Here is a 23,022-nt window from a genome sequence, read left to right on the forward strand (position 1 = left end):
TTCATATTATTGTAATGTGTTCAATCAAGTTAATGATATAGAATTGTTCTAAATTCATTTATACAAAGGACTTAATGATTATATTATAAATAGGAGAAAAGTTTTGATATAAGGAATATTTAGGGTTCACTCCGCAACTTTGGGGATTTAACAAATTATATTTATTCTTGATTAATAAAATTATCTTTGTTTCGTGCAAAGAAAAGAGAGGATCAATTATTTCCATTTTTCTGAAAAACAAATCATGATAAACTGTTCAACCGATCATGATTCATTAATCAACCGATCATGATTCGTTGGTCAACCGATCATGACAGATTTTACGACACAGATAATAGACCATTTTCATGTACATAAACAGATGCATGGACTGAGCAATGCAGGTGATGAATCATTTAATGCAAAGCTAAAATCTTGAAGGCCTACATTTAGAGAAGTTGATGATGCAAAGTTTTCCTTATCCAGGGTTACTAAACTGTATGCTTAATTTGTAAAATCCCCTAGAATAGTAACTGAGCCGTTTATTGCTATAAGGAATATTAGCTATATACAAACAACAATTGTCTTATATAACATTTCTTTTTGTATTTCACACTGTGAAATGTTAGTCTCACAGTGTGAAAAAATATGTTTGTTGATTTTGTAGCTTCACCACTTTAGTGGAGATTTCTCTTTTTTACTCTTTGTATTATCCCGAAAAGAGTTGTAAATTGTTTTTATAATCGATTTGTTTTTGGAATATATCTTGAAATCCCTTAAAAACGCTCTCAAAAATTATTAGGTGGTGAAATTAAAAACAAATCACATACTTAAAGAGTTATGACAAAATAGATTATTGCAGCAATCAGTGCGCTTATAGGAATAGTAATAATCCATGCAACCATAAGTTTCAAAGTTACTCCCCATCTTACAGCTGATAGTCTTTTTGTTGCGCCAACACCAATAATTGCACCTGTTATAGTATGAGTAGTACTAACAGGAACTTTAAGTATTTCTGTAAGATATAGTGTAAGAGCACCTGCTGTTTCTGCAACCATACCTTCCATTGGGCTTACCTTAGTAATTTTTGTACCCATTGTTTTGATAATTCTCCATCCTCCAGAAACTGTTCCAAGAGATATCATCGTAAAGCATGAAAAGGCAACCCAGTTTGGTAAATCATTTATACTCTCTATACCCATGCCTATGCCTAAAGGATGAGCAGCTATCATTGCAGCGGCAAGAATACCGATAACTTTCTGTGAGTCATTTAGACCATGCCCTATACTAAATAGGGCAGATGATAGTAGCTGTAGATGTTTAAACCAATTTTCAGCCTTCTGAGGTTTAACTTTTCTGCATCCATATAAGACAGAGAGGGTTATAAAAAAAGCTATAACCATACCTATCAATGGAGCAAGTACTATGAAAGCAATAATTTTCAAAATGATAGAAGTATGGATAGCTCCTAAACCATTTGCTAAAATTGCAGCTCCGGCAAAACCTCCAATAAGGGTATGAGATGATGATGATGGTATACCTCTCCACCAAGTGAAAAGACTCCAAATGATAGCAGCAATGAGACCTGAAAGAATTATAGGTAAGGTAATATATTCTTCATAAACAGTTTTAGAAACTGTATTGGCGATACCGAACTCGCCTATGACATATTTTGCGATGAAATATGCAATAAAATTAAAACATGCAGCCCAAATAACGGCTTGAATAGGTGACAACACCTTTGTAGATACGATAGTAGCAATTGAGTTTGCTGCATCGTGAAATCCATTGATGTAATCGAAAACAAGACCTAAGACAATAATCAGAATTAGTAGTTCCATATATTAGGCATATTTTATTATGATAGTTTTAATAGCTTTGCCTACTTGTTCTGCTTCGTCAGTAGTCTTTTCAAGTTCATTCATGATCTCTTTTATTTTAACTAACTCTATACTATCTGTTTCATTTTTGAAGAGATTTATAATGAAACTCTCGTATACATCATCAGCAAGATTCTCTATATCGTGTAACTGAGTGTAGTAACCAATAAGTTTCTTAGGATTTTTTCTGATAAGCTCAAAATCTTCCATTGCCTTCTTTATTAATAAAGCATCTTTATTAATAAGTTCTCCTAATTCAATACCTTTTTGACAGATAGGTCTTGGATTGTAGATAGCTATTTTCTTTGCAGAGCTATTAATCCTATCAATGACATTGTCTATTGTTGAGGTTAAATTGTGTATATCCTCTCTGTCGAATGGGGTTATGAATGACTTGCTTAATTCTTCAAAAATAGTCCTGTTAATCTGATCACCTATACGTTCCTGTTCTTTGATCTTTTTGTAATGAGAAACTCTCTCTTCTTCATTATTACACTTAATACATTCAATTAGTAAGTCGGATGCAACAACAACTACTTCGGCCATTTGGGTAAACATCGGAAAAAACTTTGGCTCTTTAGGAGCAAAACGACTGAGAAATGAATTTTTCATGTTTGTAAATTTTGTAAATATATTATTTATTAAATCATTCAAAGATAATAAAAAGAAAAGGTGCTCATAAACTAAATTAAACACACACATAAATAGAGAACAAAACTGAAGAGCACCTTTCCGAAATAATGAAAAAGCATGTAGACGTATCTTTCCTGATATCTCATCAGTATGTAGTCTGCTTTAACATCATTCATACTGTTTCGCAACGTCAAAAAAGTGCTTTACCTAAATAACTATTCTAGATAATGAGTATAGATAGTACCCAGAGGTATATTTAGAGAAGTTATTGGAGATTATGGAATTTACACATTCTCTCTGCTCGTTAACGCAAAGAAACGAGCTCATAGCTTTAATAGTCTTATAACTGATACTAACCTTGAAACTCTTTGATGGAGTTGATTGGGTACGTACACTCTGACTAATTAAAGAAAAGGTATTATCCTGTATACACTCTTTGTTAAAATCAAGGTAGTTGTCAGGACTTTGGTGTAAATTATTGGAAGAGAAGTTTGAGAAGGATTCTACTATATCTTGATCTTGTGTTATAGTTTCATACTCTATCACTCTTTTTTCTTGTGGTAGAGTCATATCTTTTTGAATCAACTGTATTGCAGCAAAAAGAATTGCGCCGAATAGAAAGTAGTATACTAGTCTTCTCATTTCAGCGCAAAATTAGAATTAATTCGCTCATGTTAGTACTCAAAACGAATAATTAACAAAAATTAAATATGATTTTTTTTGCTTTAGTTCTTACTCGAACTCTCTAAGACGGCAGAAACAATCGACGAAAATTTCATCTGCTTTTTCTATTTGTTTATCGAAGATCCCATAAACAGCAGAACCTGAACCGCTCATTGATGCATATTTGGCACCAATATCATAAAGTTTGTTTTTTATATCCGAAATTTCAGGATGATTTAAGAATACACCATTCTCGAAATCGTTCTCTATGCAATTTCTCCAATTCTCTATAGGCTCCTTTATAAGTTCTTTCAAGGAAACATCTCTTTTCCTTGGTCGTATATTTGCATATGCCTCTTTAGTCGAAACAAATGTTTCAGGTTTTAGAAGCAGCATATAATAACCTTTAAGGCTAAAATCTATCTCTTCAAAAATGTTACCTATGCCTGTTGCAAAAACCGGCTTGTTCTTAATGAAAAAGGCACAGTCAGCCCCTAATCTTGATACATGATTTTCCATCTCTTCATCACTCATGTTTAATGAGAATTTTTTGTTCAGCAACTTAATCATGAAAGCAGCATCACTGGATCCACCTCCAAGACCTGCGCCTGATGGTATATGTTTAAAGATCTTTATTCTCAATGGTGGTATAGAAGGGTAGTGCTCCTTAACAATATTATATGCTTTTATTATAAGGTTATCCTCAATATTTCCATCTATAACATTGCCACTATTAGTAAAAATATATGGTTGCTCTTCTTCTTTGGCTACAGTAACCTCAAGTGCATCCTGCAAGTTTATAGGATAAAATATAGTCTCGAGATTATGATATCCGTCTTTACGTTTTTCAATGACATTAAGACCTAAGTTAATCTTTGCATTTGGGAATGTTATCATTGTAAGTGTTTTAAAAAATTATGTTTTGAGTGTTCAAATATAAATCAAAGATTCCATTTTTTATAGAACTCCTATCTGTTTTATTGGTTTGTTCATACTTTATGAAAATTGATAATAATGTTTCTATTTTCTTTTACAGTTATTATAGAAGAAGGTAAAAAAGCATATCTTTGTAATAGATTAATTAAAGACAAAGATGGCAGAACAAAGAAAAACGACTCGTGCAATTAAGCCTGCAAAGGCAAGACCTGTTGACGAGTATGGACACTTGCAGCCACAAGCCCCGGAGCTTGAAGCTGCAGTTTTAGGAGCGTTGATGATTGAGAGGGATGCATATTCACAAGTGAGTGAAATCTTGCGTCCGGAGTCATTCTATGAACATAGTCATCAACTTATATACCAAGCCATCACAACTCTTGCTCTACAGCAAAAGCCAATAGATATTCTTACTGTTGCCGAGCAACTTAAAAGCACAGGAGATTTGGAGCAGGCAGGTGGCGCTTTTTATATTACACAGTTAAGTGGTAAGGTTGCATCATCTGCTCACGTTGAATATCATGCTAGAATCATTGCGCAGAAATATCTTGCTCGAGAACTTATCTCTTTCTCAAGTTCAATACAGACTAAAGCTTTCGATGAGACACAGGATGTAGATGATTTGATGCAGGAGGCAGAAGGTAAGCTTTTTGAGATTTCTCAACAGAATATGAAGAAGGATTACACTCAGATTAATCCCGTTATTCAGGAAGCTTACGAGATGTTACAAAAAGCAGCTGCCAGATCTGACGGATTGAGTGGCCTTCAGAGTGGATTCGCAGGACTTGATAAGATGACATCAGGATGGCAAAACTCCGATCTTGTAATTATTGCTGCTCGTCCGGCTATGGGTAAGACTGCCTTCGTTCTCTCTATGGCCAAGAATATTGCTGTAAACGATAAGGTACCTGTTGCATTGTTCTCTCTTGAAATGAGTAACGTCCAACTTGTCAACCGTCTTATTGTGAACGTCTGCGAAATTCCTGGTGAGAAGATTAAAAGTGGTCAGCTTGCTCCATATGAATGGGGACAGTTGGATTATAAAATCAAAGAACTTTATGATGCTCCTCTGTTTGTTGATGATACACCATCTCTGTCCGTGTTCGAATTGAGAACTAAGGCAAGACGACTAGTGCGTGAGCATGGAGTAAGGATAATAATTATCGACTACCTTCAGCTTATGAATGCAAGTGGTATGTCATTTGGTAGCCGACAAGAGGAGGTAAGTACAATATCACGATCTCTTAAAGGTTTAGCAAAAGAGCTTAACATTCCAATTATAGCACTTTCACAGTTGAACCGTGGTGTAGAAAGCCGTGAGGGTATTGATGGAAAACGCCCTCAGCTTAGTGACCTCCGTGAGTCTGGAGCCATTGAGCAGGATGCCGATATGGTATGCTTCATTCACCGTCCTGAATATTATAAGATATTCCAGGATGAAAAGGGAAATGACCTTCATGGTATGGCTGAGATAATAATAGCAAAACATCGTAATGGTGCAGTAGGAGATATATTATTGAGATTCCGCTCAGAATATGCTCGTTTCCAGAACCCGGATGATGAAATTATCGTTCCACTACCTGGTGAAGAACCTGGGGTGATACGCTCTAAAATAAATAAACGTAGTAGTGTACCACCTCCACCTGTTGAACCTATGAGTAGCGACAATCCTTTCGCAGGCCCTATACCTAATGATAATGTGCCTTTTTGATAATTGATAAAAAAGCAAACTATCAGATATTAAAACAAAAATTCTTATTAACTTTGCAAGTCTTTTGAAAATACATAAAATATAACATATATGAATATATCTTATAATTGGCTTAAAGAGTACGTCAATTTCAATCTTACACCTGATGAAGTAGCAGATGCATTGACATCAATCGGTCTTGAGACCGGAGGCGTTGAAGAAGTCCAGACAATAAAAGGTGGTCTTGAAGGTATTGTAATAGGTGAAGTATTGACATGTGAGCCTCATCCTAATTCAGATCATATGCATGTTACAACTGTAAATATCGGTACAGGCGATCCTGTTCAGATTGTTTGTGGAGCAAGTAACGTAGCAGCAGGTCAGAAGGTTGTTGTTGCAACATTAGGAACCAAGCTATATGATGGCGATGAATGTTTTACAATAAAAAAATCAAAACTTCGTGGAATTGAATCTATCGGTATGATATGTGCCGAAGATGAGATAGGTATTGGTACAAGCCATGAAGGAATTATTGTACTTCCAGCTGATGCTGTACCAGGTACTCCTGCAAAAGATTACTATAATATTCAGAGTGAATATGTTCTGGAGGTGGATATCACACCAAACAGAGCTGACGCGTGCTCACACTATGGTGTAGCTCGTGACTTATATGCTTACCTTGTTCAGAATGGATATGAGGCTACACTTAAACGTCCTTCTGTTGAGGATTTCAAGGTGGATAACCATGATTTGGATATCAATATTGAAGTTCAGAACAGTGAAGCTTGCCCACGATATGCCGGTGTTGCTATCAAGGGAGTTACTGTTAAGGAGAGTCCTGAATGGTTACAGAATAAACTCAGACTTATTGGCTTACGTCCAATAAACAATATTGTTGATATTACTAACTACATACTTCATGCTTACGGACAACCACTTCATTGCTTTGATGCAGACAAAATCAAAGGAGAAAAGATTGTTGTTAAGACAGTAAACGAAGGAACAAAGTTTACAACTTTGGATGAGGTTGAGAGAACTCTTTCAGACAAAGACCTTATGATATGTAATGCTGAAGAGCCTATGTGTATCGCTGGTGTTTTCGGAGGATTGGATTCCGGTACAACAGATAATACCGTAGACGTATTTATCGAAAGTGCATATTTCAACCCTACATGGTACGTAAGACTGCTCGTCGTAATGGTCTTAGTACAGACTCATCATTCCGTTTCGAAAGAGGTATTGATCCAAACGGAACAATATATGCTCTTAAAGAGGCTGCTCTACTTGTAAAAGAGTTGGCTGGCGGTACTATTGCTTCTGAAATTAAAGATGTTTATCCAAATAAAATAGAGAACTTCTTAGTTGACTTCAACTTTGCTAAGGCAACTGCTCTCATAGGTAAGGAGATATCTCATGATACAATCAAGAGTATTGTAAAGAGCCTTGAGATGGAGATTGTTGAAGAGAATGCTGAAGGAATGAAACTTAGTGTTCCTGCATATCGTGTTGATGTTCAAAGAGAGTGTGATGTTGTGGAAGATATCCTTCGTATCTATGGATACAACAATATTGAGATTCCTACAACACTAAAATCAAGCCTTACTACAAAAGGTCCTGTTGATCACTCACAGAAATTGCAGAATATCATTTCTGAGCAGTTGGTAGGTTGCGGATTCAATGAAATCTTGAACAACTCACTTACAGCTTCTGCATATTATGATAATCTTGAAACTTTCAAATCAGAGAATTTGGTTCGTCTCATGAATCCATTGAGCAACGATCTTAATGTGATGAGACAGACACTACTTTTTGGTGGCTTGGAGAGCATAGATCATAATGCAAAGCGTAAGAATGCTGAATTGAAATTCTTCGAATTTGGTAATACATACTTCTTCAATGCTGAAAGAAAGAATCCTGAAAAGATACTTGGCGCTTATTCAGAAGAGTATCACCTTTCTCTTTGGGTTACAGGAAAGAGAGTATCTAACTCATGGGCTCATACTGATGAAGATAGCTCAATCTATGAACTAAAGGCATACCTTTTCAACATAATGGCTCGTTTGGGTCTTAGCATAGGAAATGTAGTATTGGAGAATTTCTCTAATGATATCTATTCAGTAGGTGTTAAGGTTATGACACGTGGTGGAAAGGTTATCGCTACATATGGTATTATTACAAAGAAGGTTCAGAAAGCCTTTGATCTTGATAATCCTGTATATTATGCTGAGATTAACTGGAATGAACTTATGAAAGCTACCAAGAAGACAGAGGTAACCTTCAAAGAATTGTCTAAATTCCCTGCTGTACGTCGTGACCTTGCGTTGCTTATAGATAAGAGTGTACAGTTCGCAGATATCGAGAAGATAGCATACGAATCAGAAAGGAAGTTCCTTAAGAGCGTAGAACTGTTCGATGTTTATGAAGGAAAAAACCTTGAAGCAGGAAAGAAGAGCTATGCTGTATGTTTCATTTTACAAGATGAAAATTCAACACTCAACGACAAACAGATTGATAATATAATGTCTAAGCTTATCACAAATCTTCAGAAAAAGCTTGATGCTAAATTAAGATAATAGTTAATAAATAAATATATCATTCCTATGGGAAGAGCATTTGAATATAGAAAAGCTACAAAGCTTAAAAGATGGGGCAATATGGCCCGTACATTCACTAGAATAGGTAAACAGATCGCTATAGCTGTAAAATCAGGCGGACCTGAACCAGAAAATAACCCAGCACTTCGCGCTGTTATCGCTAATGCAAAGCGTGAGAACATGCCTAAAGACAATGTAGAACGTGCTATCAAGAACGCTATGGGTAAAGACCAGAGCGAATATAAGGAGATGAACTACGAAGGATACGGCCCTCACGGAGTTGCTATTTTCGTAGAGACAGCCACTGATAATACAACTCGTACTGTTGCTAATGTACGTAGCGTATTCAACAAGTTTGGTGGAAACCTTGGAACATCAGGTAGCCTTGACTTCATCTTTACATGGAAATCAATGTTCACTTTCAATAAGAAAGATGGTTTGGAGATGGATGATCTTATCCTTGAACTTATTGACTACGGAGTAGAAGATGAGTACGATGAAGATGAAAATGAAATCACTATTTACGGTGATCCAAAATCTTTCGCACAGATTCAGAAGTATCTTGAAGACAATGGATTTGATGTTACAGGTTCAGAGTTTACAAGAATACCAAATGATCTTAAAGATGTTACCGATGAACAGAGAGCAACACTCGAGAAGATGATTGATAAACTTGAGGATGATGAAGATGTTCAGAATGTATATTCAAATATGCGTCCGGCAGAAGATACAGAAGAGTAATGAATTTTACATATAAGACTCGAGGAACTTGCAGCAGTGTTATTGAATTGGAGATAGAGGACGATATAATTAAAAGCGTCTATTTCTGGGGAGGATGCAATGGAAATCTTCAAGGATTAAGCCGCCTTGTAAAAGGTATGAAAGTTGATGATGTTATTGCACGTCTTGAAGGAATAAAGTGCGGGACTCGTTCAACATCTTGTCCTGATCAGTTATGCAAGGCATTGCGGGAATTCAACAAATAAGTCGAGGAAGATTTATAAAATAGGGAAGAGAAGGTAGATTATATCTATCTTCTCTTTTTCGTTTCTATCTAAAGGACCATTTTTATTATAATGAACAACCAATATAATAATTTACATATCTAAAAACAGTTTGGTCTATTTGAACCTTATTTGGCAATTCTTATTTATATTTGTCTTAATCTTTTTTATCTAACATACTAATATAATGAAAATACTATTTATTGGTGGAACTGGTACTATCAGTTCGGAAGTTGTAATTTTAGCAAAAGAGAAGGGGTACGAAGTTACTTTACTCAATAGAGGTATAAGCTCCTCAGCTTCTCAAGTAGAGGGAATGGAATTAATTACAGCAGATATACACGATGAAGAGAGAGTCAGTGAACTTCTTAAAGGCCGTGAGTTTGATGTAGTTGCTCAATTTATAGGCTTTACTGCTGATGATGTAAGGCGAGATATTCGACTCTTTTCAGGTAAGACTAAGCAGTATATTTATATTAGTAGCGCATCGGCATATCAAAAGCCACTCTCTGATTATGTGATCAGGGAGAGTACAACCCTATTTAATCCACATTGGAGTTACTCAAGAAATAAAATTGCAGCTGAAGAGGTTTTGATGAATGAGTATAGAAATAATAATTTCCCTGTAACAATAGTAAGGCCAAGTCATACATATAATGGTAAAAGGGCAGTAGTTGCTATTCATGGGGCTAATGGTTCCTGGCAGACCCTTAAACGTATTATAGAGGGGAAAAAGGTCATTATTCCTGGTGATGGAACATCCCTTTGGACATTGACTCACTCAAAAGATTTTGCTAAAGCTTTTGTTGGCCTTATGCTTAATCTTCATGCAAAAGGAGAAGTATTTAATATCACAAGTGATGAATCTATGACATGGAATCAAATTTATCAGACTATCTCTGAAACATTGAATTTGCCTCTTAAAGTATTACATGTCTCTTCTGATTTCCTTGCAAATCATAGTGACAATTATGATTTTAGAGGTGAACTTTTGGGAGATAAATCAAACACAGTTGTCTTTGATAATAGCAAAATAAAAAGAGTGGTTCCCGATTTTCTATGTAAAGTATCTATGAGTGAGGGTATAAGGCAATCTGTTGAATATATGCTTGCTCATCCTGAAACCCAGATAGAAGATAAAGAGTTTGACCTATGGTGTGATAAAATTATATCTGCCATAGAAGCAGCCGACAACTGCTTCAGAGAGTTGTAGCTTTTTCTCATAATACAAAATGGAGTGAGTAAATATTTCGTGAACTTTCGTATCATATGTATAAACATTAATTCAGTAAACCATAATAAAATACAATAATGAAAAACAATTTTTTCAAGTTTTCTACTCGTGTTTTGAGTACAGTTATATTTATGCTATTTACCTCCTGGGCATATGCAATAAATCCTATTTTACCATTGTGGGAACATATCCCTGATGGAGAACCTTATGTGTTTGAAGATCCTGATAACCCTGGTAAATACAGAGTCTATATCTATGGTTCACACGACTCTATGATTACAGAATATTGCGGACGTGAACAGGTGGTTTGGTCTGCTCCGGTTGATGATCTGAACAGTTGGAGATACGATGGAGTAATATTCGAGTCAAAGAATGGTGCAGATGGATCTCTACTAAATGTAGGTGGAGTAAATGATATTCTTTATGCTCCGGATGTTACAATGACTGTGGATAAGAATAATAAGAAGACCTATTGGTTATATCCAAACAACCAAAGCGGTGGAAGAAATGGAATGGTTGCAAAATCAGATCGTCCTGACGGACCTTTCAAGGTTAGTAATTGGGATAAAAAGAATCCTAAACTTACTGATGGCGTTTTAAGATTTGATCCTGCGGTGTTTGTTGATAATGATGGTCGAGTATATGGTTATTGGGGATTTGAAAAATCTTTTGGAGCGGAGTTTGATCCAAGCACAATGGCAACTGTTAAACCGGGGACAAAAATTGTTGAGAATATGATCTCTGCACGTAATCAGAAAGGTGATTTTAGTTTCTTTGAGGCATCATCAATCAGAAAGATAAAGGATAAATATGTATTTATCTACAGCAGATGGACTAAAGAAGGTGAGTTTGGACTTCCTGGATCTAATTATACACTTGCATATGCATATAGTGATAATCCTCTTGGTCCATTTAAATATGGCGGAACAATAATCGATGGACGTGCTCGTGATAAAGCTCCTGATGGCTCTACTATTGCAACAGCTACTCCTAATGGTAATACCCATGGAAGTATTTGTGAGATAAATGGTAAATGGTGGGTATTCTATCATCGTCAATCAGGTTGTGATGAATATGGACGCCAGGCAATGGTTGCACCTATTACTGTAACAGCCGAAGAGGGTAAAGGTGGTAAAGTTACAATCTCTGAGGGTGAATATACATCTGAAGGTTTTGAAACTGGAGGACTTAACCTTCTTAAAAATTATCCTGCAGCTATTGCTTGTTATTATACAGGACCAACCCCGGCTTATCAACAATATCCTGTAGTACACTATTCAGGCTCATATATGTTCTCAACATATTTCAATGGTGATCCTAAAAAAGCTCCATCCGATTTAGAGCTTAAAAGCAGTCCTGTTGTCAACAATACAAATGGCTCAACATTAGGATACAAGTATTTTAATTTCGACACTGCAGATGGTATGAATAAGCTACAGTTCTATGCTGAGTTGATGCCACGTGGCATTGATGGTGTTGTGGATATAATAGTTGGTGCTCCATCAGAGAAGGCAGGAGGTATAAAACTAGGCAGTTTCACAATAAGTAAGAGTGATCCACTTATGCTTCAGAAGAAATATACTGTTCTGAAAGGTGTAGATAAGATTAAGGGTAAAAAACCGCTGTTCTTTATCTTTACATCACAGACACCAAACAGTTCAATATGTGATCTTTACTCTTTTGGTTTCGCAAAATAGCATAAGAAAAGTATAAAAGATGAGGGCATATTCAGACGAATATGCCCTCAATTTTTTCAAAACAAACGCTTTTGTTCCAAATCGTATCTGCTTTCACAAGCAAATACTAATTTTTTTAATCTTAAATCTATTACTATGAAAAACACATTAGTATAACAATGAAATAACTAATATTGTTTAGTAACAGTGAGAAATAATTAAATATTATTGTTAATCATATTTTTTCTATCTTCTACATAGCTTCCTGAAATCACAGAAAGAGCACTTCTCTTCTATTTCTGTTTGAGAAAAATCAATGTCAGCATTGAATATCTCCTCAAGAAGAGCATCAAGTCTCTCTCTGAACTCATCGGCATACTTTGCGAAATCATCTATTATCTCTTTTGGCTTATATGCCTCACCCATCTGAATTATAGGAGTATAATCACTCGAAGCTGCCTTGTGTATATACAATAGGGCAGGGGCAACCTTATCGTTCTGCTTACAGCTCATAATATATGCATATAGGGATGTCTGGAAAATATAACCAGAGCGCTTCTTATCGGGTACAAAAAGTGATTCAATATCTTTTGGAATTGTAGGATCACCACCAGTCTTATAGTCGACTATTCTTAATGTACCATCTTTAGTATCCATACGGTCAATAATACCGCCAATAGAACTTTTTATTACACCATTCGATGTCTTTATTTCTACCTCTTGGTTGACACTCTTCTCACTTCCAATGAAGGTGAATGGGGCATCTGCCATATCGTGATGTAAGAGCTGCTTGATATACCTGAAAATAACTTCCGAGTTTATCAGCTGTATTCCATTATATTCAGGCTTTTCATCTTTTGGCACATTAAAGAATAGCTCTTTGAATGCATTATCAATATACTGTCGGATAATGAGATCATGCTTAAGGATGTTCTCTATCTCCTCTTTATTGATAACTTTTTTATGTTGGGTAAGGTCATTGTATATGTTTTCAGCAACTCTGTGAAATATGCTTCCAAAGGTAGCTGAGTCAATCTCTGAACTCACCTCATCGGGAACATTAAGATTAGCTACATATTTGAAGTAGAATTTAAGCGAACAGTCAAGATATGTATTCAAAGCCGATGGTGAGAATCGTGCTTTTGGATTAGAATCTTTATCGTAAGAGCAATACAGTCTGCCCATTACCTCGGCATTCTTTTTAATGGTAATAGGTTTTACCGATATAGGCGATTGTTCTGTCTCCAGGCTCTCACTAACAATAGGATATTCATAGTCTACAAGCATTTGTAGCATGAATCGGCTCCATTCTCCTTTGTTAAGCCCATCTGCAGTTGTATTATATAGCAATGTTATCTTCTCTGCTCTTTGCAGGAGACGGTAGAAATAAAATGCATAGATAGACATCTTATGCTCCATCGTAGTCAGTCCGAAAGCTTTTCTGAGGTTATAGGGGATAAATGAAGAGTTCCCACCATCTTTTGGAATGTTGCCCTCATTGACAGATAGCATCACAATGTTCTTGAAGTCGAGGTTTCTTGTCTCTAACAATCCCATCACCTGAAGACCAATAGCAGGTTCACCATGGAATGGAATGTTTGTAGACGAAAATACTCGCATGAGCAGTTTACTAAATGTCTCAGGCTTTATATTAAGGCTATCCTCCTCGATAAGCGTGCTGAATCTTGAAATAATAGTGTATGCCTGAAACAGAGATTCTCTATATAGCTGAGTCAGCGGATCGTTATTATCACCTCTATTTTTATACAGCAATGCAATTTCGGATATTGCACTGTTCATCATCTTGCAAATCGTAAGATTATCATTGGATGGTGTGAAGATGAGAGTCAGGAAATTGTCCAATGTCAGCTCACTTGGAAGAGGATAGAAACGGTTGTTTTTTGTCAGCCTGTTCTCAATTATCCTCGCCTGTTCAGATATCTCTCTTGTATATGGGTGCTTAAGTAGCTTTATGACTTGCTTATACGAGAACTTTCCATTTTCCTTGTTGTAACCCACCACATGCGTCTCAACAAGAGATGTTAAGAAACTGAATATTGGTGTCTGTGAGATTGGAAATCCCATAGTAACATTCACATGTTGTACACTTTCCGGAAGTGAGTGTATGACAGGCTGCAGAAGAGCTTCGTTACATAGTACAACAGCTGTCTCCTTCTCAATCTCGGTCTTGTTCTCTCTAAGCCACTGAGGCAGATATCTTGCCTGTGCATTCTCTGTTGGAGCAGCAATGAATCTTATCTCTTTTGGCTTGACATAGAGTCAAAAAGTGAAGAGTCGAGTGTTGAAGGGAACTCGATAAGGTTTCTATTTATGAAAAGACCTGCTTCATTATGATTCTCCATATAGAACTTGTCATAGTCCCAGTAGAACATAGCTTTTCCTGCATCACGCAGTTTAGTGAATAGTCTATGCTCAACCTTACTTAGGACATTGAAACCAATAAACACATATGTGTCGTAGTTCATGGCATTAACATCTATCTTCTCTATGGCATCACGATATAACATACCCTCATATGCTATGCCCTGGTTCATAAGTTCTTCTCTATATTTGGGGTATATCATACCTATAGCTCTCCATATAGATATAAACTTCTCTTTAAGTGCTGTCTTCTTTTCTATGGAGAAATTGGTGAAGAATTGCTTTATTGCTTCTTCTTGCTCAGGCTCAAGGAAACTGAAGTTGTCGAACTCTTTCAGCTGTTCCAGGTTGGTGAACAGTCTCTCAGCATCGGCAAGGTTCTTGTCCACATCATCAAAGTCACTTATTAGCATTTCACCCCAAGAGTAGAAGTCATCAAGAGGCTCATTGCTGCCTGTGGTAGATATATATACTTTATAGAGCTCACAAACCAACTTCATGGGGTCGCCAAACTCCAGGTCACTGAGTTCCTTGAAAAGCTCCTTTATACTTACATATGATGGTGACCATATTGGTGATTCGGAACAAGAAGCAAGATAGTCATTGAAGAATAGCCCTGCTCGTTTGTTTGGGAAAACTACAGCTACTTTGTCCAGTTTTCCTTGCGTTCTGTTGTACAGATCCTCTGCTACAAGTTTTAAGAAACTATCCATATCAATAATTTATCTCTTTAATTTCGTTTTTGTAAACATACCAAAGGTATCCTTTGACATTGCTATATCCCATTCTTTTCAGTAAATCCATATAATCCTTTACCTGTTGGTCATATGTCTCTTTTGGAGAGGCAAATTTGAAGTCAACTACAATAGTTTCATCATTTCTCATCATTACCCTGTCAGGTCTTTTTGTTTTTGTCTCGCCATTCTCTTTATATATTATGGTACACTCATTATATAGTTTCCATACTGGTGAGTACCATTCATCTACCATCGGATTCTTCATCGCCCACAAGGTGAATTTCTTTATTTTCTCTTCCTCTTCAGTCGACTCGATAACACCTTCAAACCTCATACGCTCTATAGCCTTAGGTATGTCCTCTTTGGTGTCTATACATGAGAAGAGTTTATGAAGAAGTTGTCCTCGCTGTATAAAGCCCTCTTCATTTCCGTCAATAAATTCAGCCGACTTATTAGATTGCTGGAAATCAATCTTGGTATCCATACTCTCTAAGTTGAGAGAAATCTGTTTTGGAATTTCCAAAAGCCTGTTAGTGGTAAGCATAGATTCCTTCTTAGCTGGAATGAAGAGTTCATTAATCTCAAATATCTTATCTGTACTCTCTTCTTCTTTTTCTTCTTCTGATACCTTGATAGACAACATCTTGTCTTTACGCTCAGCAATATTATCCATGATATCGCTTAAAAGATATGATATGGTGCCTTTACGTTCACTGTTCCCCCAAATGATAAGATTATTCTTAGCACGAGTGAAAGCAACGTACAATATGTTAAGATTATCAATCCAAAGCTGAACCTTCTCCTCTATATAGTCATCTTTGTATATTGATTGTCCCATTGTCGACGAGTAGTTTATAGGTACCAGATCCAGATTATCGAACGGTTTCTCTTTAGGCGCGCACCATATAACATTACTGTTCGTCTCATTCTCCATCTTCCAGTCACAGAAAGGAATAAGTACAGTATGAAATTCCAATCCTTTTGATTTGTGTATAGATAGGATTCTTATTCCATCCATATCTCCCGAAGGAATAGTCTTCGACGATAATTTCTCCTCCCAATAGGTTAGGAAAGAGGTAAGGTCGGAAGAGTTGTCCTGAAGATAGTTTATCACTGAATCAAAAAATGAACACAAATAAGCACTCTGTTTCTCTATCTTCTCAAGGCTAAAAAGAAAGTATATATTCTCTATAAGTTCATAGAGAGGCATCATGCTCAGACTATTTTGCTGAGAGGTGAACTCATTCGGAAGATAGTCGTCTATATTGCTGAAGAGAATGGTGTTTGGAGCTATCTCTTTCTTTAATATATCGTGTTGATATGAGAGAGCAAGTTGTGCCTTTGCTACTGAATTATCAGGGTCTACAAGATATTCAATAGCATCAATAATAAGAGAAACGGCAAGTGAGGCATCAAGACGGAATGCTTCATCAGATATAATCCTATATGGAGTATTCTTGTCGAAATAGTCGGCAATAATCGGTATGTTTCTGTTTTTGCGTATCAATATGGCTATCTCTTCTTGATTAATGCCCGATGAAATAAGCTCTTGTACCTGAATAGCCAGTTCACTCAGAGTATTATCCTCATAGGTAACATCATCTTTTTTTGATAGGAAAGTCATCTTTACATAACCCTTGTCAGGGTTATTGGCACTCAACTGACGGACATCTTCATAAGCATCCATAATCTGTTTGCATTCACTGCCTGTCTCTTCCATATATTGTTGGTTCAACTGGCTGCATGCTTCAGTGAAGAGTGCATTATTGAAAGCTATGATATTTCCGGAACTTCGCCTGTTTGTTTCCAGGTTCTTGAGTGTGATAGGGAAAGTGTCAATATGATTTTTCAGACTGTTTAATATCCCCCAATCTCCATTTCTCCATCTATATATGGACTGTTTAACATCACCAACTATAAGGCTGTCAAAACCTTGTGACAGTCCCTCAAGAAGAAGAAGGCGGAAGTTACCCCACTGCATCCTTGATGTATCTTGGAACTCATCAATCATGACATGCCTTATGTTTGTCCCGAGTTTTTCGAATACAAATGATGGATCGTCTTTATTTACCAGATTATGTAAAAGCGCATTTGTGTCACTCAATAAGAAACGGTTGTTTTTCAGATTATCCTCTCTTACCTCTTTGTCGATGTAAGATAGCAGACGTACATTGTTGGCATATTTTAATGATAGATTGCATGAGTTGATTATCATTGCGTTCTTTTTCCTGAACTTCTCCGCTTCAATGAGAAGAGGTCTTAGCTCGGACTCTACCAATGATATTATCTCATCTTTTCTTTTATTTGTTTTGGTTACCCACTCATTGCTGTCGGCTAAAGATTTGGTTACGGTGACAGTGACTATGTCATCACCGAACTTACCTTCGCTAAGCTTTCTGAAATAGGATGATATTCCCTTTTTCCCGCTCTTTAAATCATCATCACTCAGTCCATTGACTTCAAGCAATCCAAAGAACTGTTCAGGGAAACCTTTCATCTGGGACTCAGCTTCATTTAATATGTCTGTGAGCTCTTTTCTATATTTCGAGATGAAATCTTTATCTTCCAGTTTCTTTCGTAGGCTTTCCCCCTTTTCAATAAATGTCTCATTGAATATATGAAGTCCGAAATCCTTTATCTCCTTGTCAATCTTCCATCTTTTGTCATCAGAAATCTTCTCTTCAATATAATCCAGCAACCAATAGAGCACAGGTGAGTGTCTGTCCAGCTTCTCCATCATCGAATCGACGGCATCGCTCAATACAGATTTGTTTTCTAATTCAATGTTTAGATTTGCTCCCAGCTCAAGTTCGCGTGCCATGTTTCTCATGACCGACTGGAAGAATGAGTCTATAGTCTCGACGCGGAATCGACTATAATCGTGTATCATAAGGTTCAGAGCCTCTCCGGCTCTCTTCCTTATCTCACCATCTCCTATGGAAGTTTCTTCTTTTATCTTATTAAGATATGCCTGTGCTTCCTTGTCACCTGTCCATATACCATAGAGTTGGCTGAGAATTCTCTCTTTCATCTCAGCTGTAGCTTTGTTTGTGAATGTAACCGCAAGAATATTCCTATACTCTGTCGGATTTGCAACCAATAGCTTTATGTACTCTACTGCAAGTGTAAATGTCTTACCAGAACCGGCAGAAGCTTTGTATACAAATAGTTGTGGATTATTAATCATTCCTTATAAATTTCTTATTACAAAGAAAACATAAAGAGATGAAGAATACAATCAATCAAGGAACATAAATTTATACAATATTCTGATATAGGTAACGCTTTATACTTTTCTTGGCAGTCTTCTCAAACTCTTCAGGGAATAATTTGAATGATGAGATCTGTGAATAGGATGGTAGCTGCGAATTGATCTGCTTAATATTATTGCCTATGGCATTTTCTATATCCTTTTCATTAAGTCCGTTATTTAGAGCTTCGTCTGCGTCAGGGAAAACTAATGCAATAAGTTTGTTATTCTGAAGTACTATTACAGACTCATTCACATAAGGCATATTGTTGAGCAGAGACTCTATCTCTTCAGGGTAGATGTTCTGTCCTGTTGATGTGAGTAGTATATTTTTGCATCTTCCCTTTATATAGAAGAAACCATCTTTGTCAACCACAGCCATATCGCCGGTGTGTAGCCAGCCATTATTGTCTATGACTTTTTTGGTATCTGCCTCATTCTTATAGTATCCTAACATAAGGTTATCACCGCGACAGATAAGTTCACCCGGAACATTGTACGGATCATCCGAATCAACCTTAACCTCCATTCCGTTAGCACTTTTACCACACGATTTATAACGCATTTCACTCCAATGGCTATGGCATATTGTAGGACCGCACTCAGTCATACCATAAACAATTGTGTATGGGAAATTTATAGATCTTACGAATCTCTCTATCTCTGAGTTAAATGGAGCTCCTCCAATAAGAATCTCGATGAAGTTGCCTCCAAAAGCTTCCAAAGCATGCTTTCTTACCTTCTCCTTAACTTTGTCACTAATAACAGGTAACTTAAATATTAACTTGCCTATCTTATTATCTACTTGAGGTATTATATTGTTTTTGAATATCTTCTCGATAATCAATGGTACGCAGGATATCACTCGCGGCTGGATTTCAGCAAATGAATTTGCAATTATTTTAGGAGAAGGAATTCTTGTAAGGAACCATATATGTGCTCCAGAAGTAAAGCCATAAAACAGGTCATATAGCATTCCGAATACATGTCCCATAGGGAGCATGGATACTATTCTGTCGCCAGGTTTAAGACCTATTTTCTCATTGCAGAACATCACATTCGACAAGATACTTCTGTAGGGTAACATTACCCCTTTAGAGAAACCTGTTGTGCCTGACGTATAGTTTATTATAGCTAAATCTTCCAGTGAGTTTTCTGCAATATAGTTTATATCTTCAGGTTGGAAACGACAAGGAAATTTGTGGCAGAAATACTCATTAAGGTGTTCCACTGCATTTGTGAGCTCCTCATTCCTTGATATGGGAAGAGTCCAATCTGTGAGGTTACATATTCCTATAAGAGATGGCATACTCTCCTCATTTAGATTTTCCCAAACCTGCTGTCCTACGAAGAGAATCTTAGCATCCGAATGGTTAACTATGTTATGTACTTGGTCAGATTTGAATTCATGAAGTATAGGTACAGCTACTGCTCCGTAGGTAGTAATTGCCAAAAATGCAGTACTCCAATTTGCACTGTTTTTCCCACAGATAGCAATCTTATCTCCTCTTTGAATTCCTACTTGTTCGAATACAATATGAATCTTTTCAACCTTTCTCGCTACATCTTTATATTGAAATGTTACACCCTTATAGTCTGTAAAAGCTTTAGAATACCAATTATTCTTTATGCTTGTTTCAATAAGCTTTATTATTCCTACTTCTGATTTCATATGTGACCTTGCACAGTAAATTATAAATTTGCGCAAAAGTACAAAAAAGTGTGCAAAGTCCTATAAACAGGACGCTATATAATAGTAGAAAAGCCAGCTTATTTATAAGCCGAATAGCTTTGGTGTGATATTGGAATTATTGTAACCGACATTTATATTTCTAATCTCTTCACCTGAAGGAGAATAAAAAATCTCTTTAGTCTGTTATTATTGTTTACGATGATATTTTTATTTCTCAATAATATAAGATTTATGGTTGTAAAATAAAAATTTAGCCCACGACAATTAAAGATCGTGGGCCATTTGCGTGTGTTTAATTTAGCTTAATAGAAAAGCTGTTCTCCTGTAACATAGGCAAAATTTTTCTCACCAGCTTTTTTTATTTTTACTGAGCCGTCGTTCCACATTGATGGCCAACCGCCCATTATATGTCCGAGAAATATAACTTTAATCTCATGAAGACCTTTAGCTAAAGCCATAGATGAGTCCTTTCGACTGAATCGTTTAACTTCACCTTCATTGTTGATAAGAAGTTTACCATCAATCCATACCTGCTCGTTTTCAGATGAGAAGTAATATACTCCATCTTCAGGTATGTTGATATATCCGGTAGCTATAGCACTGTATTGTTCTACCCCACGCATGCTTTCAGATGACTCAACTTGTGAACGGATCTCTTTCAACTCCTTTATATTCATCTTTTTCCAATCCTTAGCATTGTCAAGTTCGCTACTCTTGAAATAAGTACCCATTGTCATTTTCATATTAAGACCATTACCTTGCGTCTTAACCAGAGATGCAGGTGATAAATTCTGTTTCTCGACAGTTATATTACGAGTAGGTCCCATCTTTCCTGATGGTAGGAGAGTGCGTATCTTTAAGATTTTCGACTCGCTAATTTTTATTGGGCCACTATATTTAGCAGATCTTATATTAGGCTCCGTTCCATCAAGTGTGTAAACCATATCGTAAGGGCGTGTTGTCTTGAACTCCAAGTCAACATTGTCTGTGAATGCAACAAAGTTGCAAGATCCATTAAGTTGTTCCGGATAAGGTATGTGGTAGTTTATACCATGACCATCAAGACGTATCTGCGCATCATTTATTCTACGTTCAAAATCCTTATAATCTTTATTGCCAAGGTCTGTCCATGCTATTTCGGATACAGCAAGAAGTCGTGGGTACATTCTGTACTCCATGATATCTGTATTGTACATATACTCTGACCAGTTGTTACATTGAACACCCTTTACGAAATGCTCTTTGTTCATTGACTTAAGTGTATCAGGCACCGGATTGTAGCTATATACTTTCTCTAGAGTTGTGAATCCACCTATTGCAACCGGCTCATTATTACGGTCTCCTTGGTATGTATCAAGATACATACCATTACCTCCTGGAGTCATTATAACATCATGGTTTTGTAGAGCAGCTTCAATGCCTCCCTGTTCACCTCTCCAAGACATAACAGTAGCATTTGAACTTAATCCTCCTTCAAGTATTTCATCCCAGCCGATAATCTTCTTACCATATTTGGCAAGAATATTTTCCATTCTGCCGATAACATAGCTCTGAAGTCTCTCTTCGGCAGTATGTTTATTGTCAGCTGTTAGGTTCTCAGCTTTTATTCTAGCTTGGCATTTTTCGCAATTCTTCCAACTTGACTTAGGACACTCGTCACCACCGATATGGAAGTAAGTACCAGGGAATAGAGGTACCATCTCTTTAATTACATCCTCAAGGAAAGTGAACATATCCTCTTTACCTGGACACATAACAATATCTTCAACTCCCCAAATAATTCTAGGAGTGGTATCTTCACCTTTACATGAAAGATGAGGATATGCTGATATTGCAGCTAATTCATGACCAGGAGTCTCAAGTTCAGGGATAACAGTTATAAATCTTTCGGAAGCATATTTTACTATATCTTTAATCTCTTCTTGAGTATAATATCCTTTATATTCTGTTCCTTCACCATCAATTCTACTAGAACCGATCTCTGTTAGTTTAGGATATTTCTTAATTTCAATTCTCCACCCTTGGTCATCAGTAAGATGGAAATGCATTGTATTCATCTTGAACAGTGCCATTACGTCGAGCTGTTTCTTTACATTTTCAACTGGAATAAAGTGGCGGCATGGATCAAGCATAACTCCACGATAGCCAAATCTTGGTTCATCATTTATTGTTACGCAAGGAGCGCTCCAATCGATATTAGTTTGTAGAATGTTGCTCTCCACTTGAGGGGGGAGTAACTGCATGAAACTTTGCATACCGTAGAACAAACCTTTAGGAGTTTTAGCAAGTACAGAAACACCTTTAGGAGTAACAGAAAGTTTGTACTGATCCTCTTTGTACATCAATTTGGGATTCATGATAAGAGAAATATTACCAGTTTTTTCTTTCTCTGTGAAATTGAAGTCATAGCCGGTAGAAGCCTGTAACTTAGAAGCAAATAGTTCAGCAATAATCTTACCCTCTGAAGTATTAGAATAGATTGAATTAGCGTTGACTAATTTGAACTTTCCTTTTTGTTTCTCGACGGAAGTAGGTTTAGGGATAATGTTAATGTCGTTGTTACTTGTTAACTGTGATGTGCTTGAACTTGCTTTTGAGCCAAACACATTAAGTAATAAAGTTGCGCAGACCATCAAAATAAATTTTTTCATAAAGAGTTAATATAATAAAGGTT

The 23,022-nt window shown here is 36.5% G+C and carries 12 protein-coding genes and 2 pseudogenes; 6 read left to right on the top strand and 8 right to left on the bottom strand.

Translation table 11 applies throughout. The features are described 5' to 3' along the window. Window positions 1–809 precede the first annotated feature (809 nt). The 4 genes from JCM15092_RS03065 to ispE all read right to left on the bottom strand — a co-directional run bounded on the left by JCM15092_RS03065 (window position 810) and on the right by ispE (window position 4,052). Window positions 810–1,820: an inorganic phosphate transporter gene (locus tag JCM15092_RS03065; RefSeq protein WP_024993371.1), complete on the bottom strand. Its 1,011-nt coding sequence runs from the start codon at window positions 1,818–1,820 to the stop codon at window positions 810–812. Window positions 1,821–1,823: 3 nt separating this feature from the next. Beyond that, the gene (locus JCM15092_RS03070; protein ID WP_024993372.1) at window positions 1,824–2,471 is read right to left on the bottom strand and encodes a DUF47 domain-containing protein; all 648 of its coding nucleotides are present in this window, start codon (window positions 2,469–2,471) and stop codon (window positions 1,824–1,826) included. A gap of 228 nt (window positions 2,472–2,699) precedes the next feature. Further along, window positions 2,700–3,134 (bottom strand): DUF8440 family protein, encoded by a 435-nt coding sequence (locus JCM15092_RS03075; RefSeq protein ID WP_024993373.1) that lies wholly within the window; start codon window positions 3,132–3,134, stop codon window positions 2,700–2,702. A 90-nt stretch (window positions 3,135–3,224) separates the two neighbouring features. Continuing rightward, on the bottom strand, window positions 3,225–4,052 hold the full coding sequence (gene ispE, locus JCM15092_RS03080) for a 4-(cytidine 5'-diphospho)-2-C-methyl-D-erythritol kinase (RefSeq protein ID WP_024993374.1): 828 nt from the start codon (window positions 4,050–4,052) through the stop codon (window positions 3,225–3,227). A 196-nt stretch (window positions 4,053–4,248) separates the two neighbouring features. Here ispE and dnaB point away from each other — a divergent pair, with 196 nt between their 5' ends. From dnaB to JCM15092_RS03110, 6 genes and pseudogenes are all read left to right on the top strand, one after another. Next, entirely contained in the window at window positions 4,249–5,799 is a 1,551-nt protein-coding gene (gene dnaB / locus JCM15092_RS03085) for a replicative DNA helicase (protein ID WP_024993375.1), read from the top strand. Window positions 5,800–5,889: 90 nt separating this feature from the next. Then, window positions 5,890–8,351 (top strand): annotated as a pseudogene (gene pheT, locus JCM15092_RS14755) (phenylalanine--tRNA ligase subunit beta). A 27-nt stretch (window positions 8,352–8,378) separates the two neighbouring features. Then, entirely contained in the window at window positions 8,379–9,113 is a 735-nt protein-coding gene (locus JCM15092_RS03095; RefSeq protein WP_024993376.1) for a YebC/PmpR family DNA-binding transcriptional regulator, read from the top strand. Beyond that, entirely contained in the window at window positions 9,113–9,358 is a 246-nt protein-coding gene (locus JCM15092_RS03100; protein WP_024993377.1) for a TIGR03905 family TSCPD domain-containing protein, read from the top strand. Before JCM15092_RS03095 ends, JCM15092_RS03100 begins: the two co-directional genes overlap by 1 nt. Before the next feature lie 205 nt (window positions 9,359–9,563). Continuing rightward, complete coding sequence (locus JCM15092_RS03105) at window positions 9,564–10,589, top strand: SDR family oxidoreductase (protein WP_024993378.1); 1,026 nt, start codon at window positions 9,564–9,566, stop codon at window positions 10,587–10,589. 98 nt (window positions 10,590–10,687) lie between these two features. Further along, window positions 10,688–12,307 carry a family 43 glycosylhydrolase gene (locus JCM15092_RS03110; RefSeq protein WP_024993379.1) on the top strand — a complete coding sequence of 540 codons (1,620 nt, stop codon included), beginning with the start codon at window positions 10,688–10,690 and terminating at the stop codon, window positions 12,305–12,307. Window positions 12,308–12,532: 225 nt separating this feature from the next. Here the strand turns inward: JCM15092_RS03110 and JCM15092_RS14760 are convergent. The 4 genes and pseudogenes from JCM15092_RS14760 to JCM15092_RS03130 all read right to left on the bottom strand — a co-directional run bounded on the left by JCM15092_RS14760 (window position 12,533) and on the right by JCM15092_RS03130 (window position 22,999). Continuing rightward, a pseudogene (locus tag JCM15092_RS14760) lies at window positions 12,533–15,381 on the bottom strand (PD-(D/E)XK nuclease family protein). A gap of 1 nt (window position 15,382) precedes the next feature. Next, window positions 15,383–18,592 carry a UvrD-helicase domain-containing protein gene (locus JCM15092_RS03120; RefSeq protein ID WP_024993380.1) on the bottom strand — a complete coding sequence of 1,070 codons (3,210 nt, stop codon included), beginning with the start codon at window positions 18,590–18,592 and terminating at the stop codon, window positions 15,383–15,385. 70 nt (window positions 18,593–18,662) lie between these two features. Beyond that, window positions 18,663–20,327 carry an AMP-binding protein gene (locus JCM15092_RS03125; RefSeq protein WP_024993381.1) on the bottom strand — a complete coding sequence of 555 codons (1,665 nt, stop codon included), beginning with the start codon at window positions 20,325–20,327 and terminating at the stop codon, window positions 18,663–18,665. A gap of 323 nt (window positions 20,328–20,650) precedes the next feature. Beyond that, window positions 20,651–22,999: a family 20 glycosylhydrolase gene (locus JCM15092_RS03130; RefSeq protein WP_024993382.1), complete on the bottom strand. Its 2,349-nt coding sequence runs from the start codon at window positions 22,997–22,999 to the stop codon at window positions 20,651–20,653. Window positions 23,000–23,022 lie beyond the last annotated feature (23 nt).

The organism is Phocaeicola paurosaccharolyticus JCM 15092, from assembly GCF_000613805.1.
GTDB classification, from domain to species: domain Bacteria; phylum Bacteroidota; class Bacteroidia; order Bacteroidales; family Bacteroidaceae; genus Phocaeicola; species Phocaeicola paurosaccharolyticus.